General features: G+C 70.9%; 4 protein-coding genes. 1 reads left to right on the top strand and 3 read right to left on the bottom strand.

Translation table 11 applies throughout. The features are described 5' to 3' along the window. Positions 1-257: 257 nt before the first annotated feature. The gene (locus GT042_RS37685; RefSeq protein ID WP_161313170.1) at positions 258-968 is read right to left on the bottom strand and encodes a ribonuclease HII; all 711 of its coding nucleotides are present in this window, start codon (positions 966-968) and stop codon (positions 258-260) included. A gap of 195 nt (positions 969-1163) precedes the next feature. After that, positions 1164-1790, bottom strand: coding sequence for a TetR/AcrR family transcriptional regulator (locus GT042_RS37680; protein WP_161313169.1), 627 nt, complete (start codon positions 1788-1790; stop codon positions 1164-1166). 161 nt (positions 1791-1951) lie between these two features. On the opposite strand from GT042_RS37680, the gene GT042_RS37675 reads away from it, so the two are divergent. Beyond that, positions 1952-3502 carry an MFS transporter gene (locus GT042_RS37675; RefSeq protein WP_161313168.1) on the top strand — a complete coding sequence of 517 codons (1551 nt, stop codon included), beginning with the start codon at positions 1952-1954 and terminating at the stop codon, positions 3500-3502. Positions 3503-3652: 150 nt separating this feature from the next. Here GT042_RS37675 and GT042_RS37670 read toward each other — a convergent pair. Further along, the coding region (locus GT042_RS37670) for an ADP-ribosylglycohydrolase family protein (protein ID WP_161313167.1) at positions 3653-4028 on the bottom strand (376 nt) is incomplete at its 5' end.

The following is a 4028-nucleotide window of genomic DNA, read 5'->3' as shown; positions in this document are numbered from 1 at the left end:
GGGACGCGGGGTCGCCGCGGAGCGCGGCCCCGGTACGGGACGCGGGCCGGGTACAGGACGGGGGGTCTGCGCGGTCCGGCCGGTGGCCGGGGTGGCGCTGGGACCCTGGGCTCTCTCGTGAATCTGAGGCTCCTCGGGGAAGAGAGGCATAACTGGATGTCTATCAAATACCGACGCGAAAAGCATCGGCGGGTTGGCACATTTGTACCCATGTCCGCGGTCGGATGACACACGGGCCGGAGGGTTCACCGGAAGTTTCAGAAATCGAAGCCGAGTTGGCCCCCGCTTTCCATCGCGGCCGTCTCCGCGGAGACCCTGACCTTCTTGAGGTGCCGCCAGCGCGGCAGGCCGTCGAGGTAGGACCACGAGAGCCGGTGCTGGGCCGTCGGCCCCCGCTCCTCCAGCGCCGTCCTGTGCACCGGCGAGGGATAGCCGGCGTTGGCACCGAAGGCGAACGGGGCGTACTCCTCGGACCCGGCGCCCAGTTCGGCCATCATGGCGTCCCTGCGCACCTTGGCGAGCACCGAGGCGGCCGCCACCGAGACGCAGGACTGGTCGCCCTTGATGACCGTACGCACCTGCCAGGGCCCCCCGAGATAGTCGTGCTTGCCGTCCAGGATCACCGCGTCGGGCCGTACCGGCAGCGCCTCCAGGGCGCGTACGGCGGCGAGCCGCAGGGCCGCGGTCATCCCCAGCTCGTCGATCTCCTCCGGGGAGGAGTGTCCGAGCGCGTACGAGGTGACCCACCCCGCCAGCTCACCCGCCAGCTCCGTACGGCGCTTGGGGCTGATGAGCTTCGAGTCGGTGAGGCCGGCCGGAGCCCTGCGCAGTCCGGTGACGGCGGCGCAGACGGTGACGGGTCCGGCCCACGCTCCGCGTCCGACTTCGTCGACGCCGGCGATGATCCTGGCGCCGGTGGTCGCTCGGAGCGATCGCTCGACAGTGTGCGTGGGTGCTTCGTACGGCATGGCGTCGGCAACATTACGCCGACCCGACGCGACGCGACAGGGCGGGTACCCACTGTCGCGCCACGCGCCCTCCCGGACCGTCCCAAACCGGCCGTCCCAAACCGGCCGTCCCAAACCGGCCGTCCCGGACTGGCCGTGCCAGACCGGCCGTCCCAGACTGGCCGTCCCAGACCGGCCGCGCCGTGGCGGACCGGCTCAAACAGGCCGCGCGCGCAGCAGCGGCACCATGACCCGGTCGATCATCTCGGCGATCTCCTCGTCGGGCAGTTCGCTGGCGCACATCTTGGAGCGGTACATCATCAGCGCCGGGATCACATCGAAGACCAACTCGCCGATGGCGTCGGAACGAACCTCCCCCCGCCGGATCCCCTGGCGCACGACCTCTCCGAAGAGGCGGTTGGACGGTTCGATGACTCCGCGGAAGATCAGCCCGTGGAAACGTTCGGCGGTGGGCGCGTCGCATTCGTGAACGACCGCGCGCAGGGCGGCCCCCGGCAAGGAGAACATCGCGTCCCGCATCCGCCGGCACAGTTCGAACAGGTCCTCGCGCACACTCCCCCGGTCGGGCGCCTCCCCGACCGCCGGCAGGCCGGCCTGGAGGGCGTCCGCGACCAGGTCCTCCTTGGAGGGCCAGCGCCGGTAGACGGCGGCCTTGCCCGTCCTGGCGCCCGCGGCGACCCCCTCCATCGTCAGGCCGTTCCAGCCGACCCTGCTCAACTGCTCCAGCGCGGCCTCGAGAATGGCCCGTTCCAGTACGGGCCCCCGCCGGCGCAGGGACACGGATTGCGGCCGGGCCCCGGCGGCGGGACGCGAAGAAACCATCAGTAACTCTCCATCGGGGGACGGCTCCTGGGTCGACAGCACCCAGTGAACGCCTGCGAGACAGCACCCAGTGAACGCTTGCGTTCCTTGAAGGGGACTCACTACCGTATGCGGGACAGTGAACGGATGCGTTCACTAATTCACTTGTGGGGGATCCAGCAGTGACAACCTCTCAACTCGACACACCCGGCGCCTCACCGGGCGCGGCCCGACGGAGCGGGCGCCCGGGAATCGCGCTCGCCGTCATCGCGGCCTGCCAGCTCATGGTGGTGCTTGACGCCACCATTGTGAACATCGCGCTCCCGCACATCCAGAACGCGCTGAGCTTCTCCACCACAGATCTTTCCTGGGTGCTGAGCGCGTACACCCTCACGTTCGGCGGTCTGCTGCTGCTCGGCGGCCGGGCAGGCGACGTCCTAGGACGCCGCCGGGTCTTCATGGCGGGCATCCTGCTCTTCACGTTCGCCTCCCTCCTGGGCGGTTTCGCCCAGGAGCCGTGGCAGCTGCTCGCCGCCCGCGTGCTCCAGGGGGTGGGCGGCGCGATCGCCTCCCCCACCTCGCTGGCGCTCATCACCACCACGTTCGCGGAAGGCCCGGAGCGCAACCGGGCGTTCGGGGTGTTCGCCGCCGTGTCCGCGGGCGGCGGCGCGGTCGGACTGCTGGCCGGCGGCATGCTCACCGAGTGGCTCGACTGGCGGTGGGTGTTCTTCGTCAACGTGCCGATCGGCGTACTGATCGCCGTGCTCGCCCCGATGTACATCAACGAGTCCGAACGGCACCCGGGGCGCTTCGACCTCACCGGCGCCGCGACGTCGACACTGGGCATGGCGTCCCTCGTGTACGGCTTCATCAGGGCGTCCGAGGAGGGATGGAAGGACTCGGTCACCATCGGCTCGTTCGCGGCGGCGGTCGTGCTGCTCGCGGCGTTCGTCCTGGTCGAGTCGCGGGCGAAGGAACCCATCACGCCGCTGCGGATGTTCGCCGACCGGAACCGTTCGGGGACGTACGTCATCATGCTGAGCCTCGCGGCGGCCATGTTCGGCATGTTCTTCTTCATCGTCCTCTTCGTGCAGAACGTGCTGGACTACAGCCCGATCACCTCGGGCCTCGCGTTCCTGCCCGTGACGGTCGCGATCGCCGTGGGCGCCGGTCTCTCGCAGCGGCTCCTGCCGGTCCTCGGTCCGAAGCCGTTCATGGTGGCCGGATCGGCGTTCGCCGGGGTCGGGCTGCTCTGGCTGACCCTGATCGACCCGGGGAGCACGTACGTCGGCGGTGTCCTCGGCCCGCTGGTGATCTTCGGCTTCGGCATGGGGCTGAACTTCGTCACCCTCACGCTGACCGCGGTCTCCGGGGTGGCGCAGCACGAGGCGGGCGCGGCCTCCGGTCTGCTCAACGCGAGCCAGCAGGTGGGTGGTTCGCTCGGGCTCTCGATCCTGGTCACCGTCTTCGGTACGGCGAGCCGCGACGAGGCCGACAAGCAGCTGCCGTCGTTCCTGGCGCAGGGCAGCGCGGCGGAGAAGGCGGAGCTGGCGAAGACGCAGCAGCTGCCGGGGCATTGGGGCCACGCGGTGCTGACCCAGGGCATCTCGACCGCGTTCATGGCGGCGGTGGCGATGGTGGTGGTCGCGCTGTTGACGGCGGTGCTGGTGATACGGGTGCGGAAGAGCGACCTGGAGGCGCTGAGCGGCAAGGCGGCGGGGCCGGTCGCCTGAGGGCTGCCGTACGTACGGAGGCGGTACGGGACGCTCCCGCGTGGAGCGTCCCGTACCGTTTTCGTGCCGCTTTCGTACTCCACGCCTCTACGGCCCGTCCAGCGCGCGGCAGCCGACGGCGTGCGGGACCTTCGTCAGGACCGCGGCAGATCAGGCGAGGAGACGCCAGGCCGCGTCCCCCCACGCGGGCAGCGCTTCCGTCCGCTCCAGCCACTTCCGGGGCGGCGCCCCGGCGCGCCCGGAGGCGACCACTCCGCCGACGATCGCACAGGTCGTGTCGACATCGCCGCCCACCTGCGCGGTGGTCCAGAAGGCCCGCTCGAAAGCACCGAGCCCGCGGGCCGCCGACCACAGGGCGAACGGCACGGTGTCCTGCGCGCTGGTGCGCCGCCCGCAGCCGAGGACCGCCGCCACTGTGCCGGCGTCGTCGTAGTCCAGCATGTTCCGGGCCCGCCGCACCCCCGCGCCGACCGCGCCGCGCGGCAGGAGCGCGATCACGCCGTCGAGCAGCGCCTCCGGGGAGGGC

It is taken from the genome of Streptomyces sp. SID3212 (assembly GCF_009865405.1).
Classification (GTDB): Bacteria; Actinomycetota; Actinomycetes; order Streptomycetales; family Streptomycetaceae; genus Streptomyces.
Note: the sequence above shows the minus strand (reverse complement) of the source record. Positions and strands in the feature narration are given on the sequence as shown.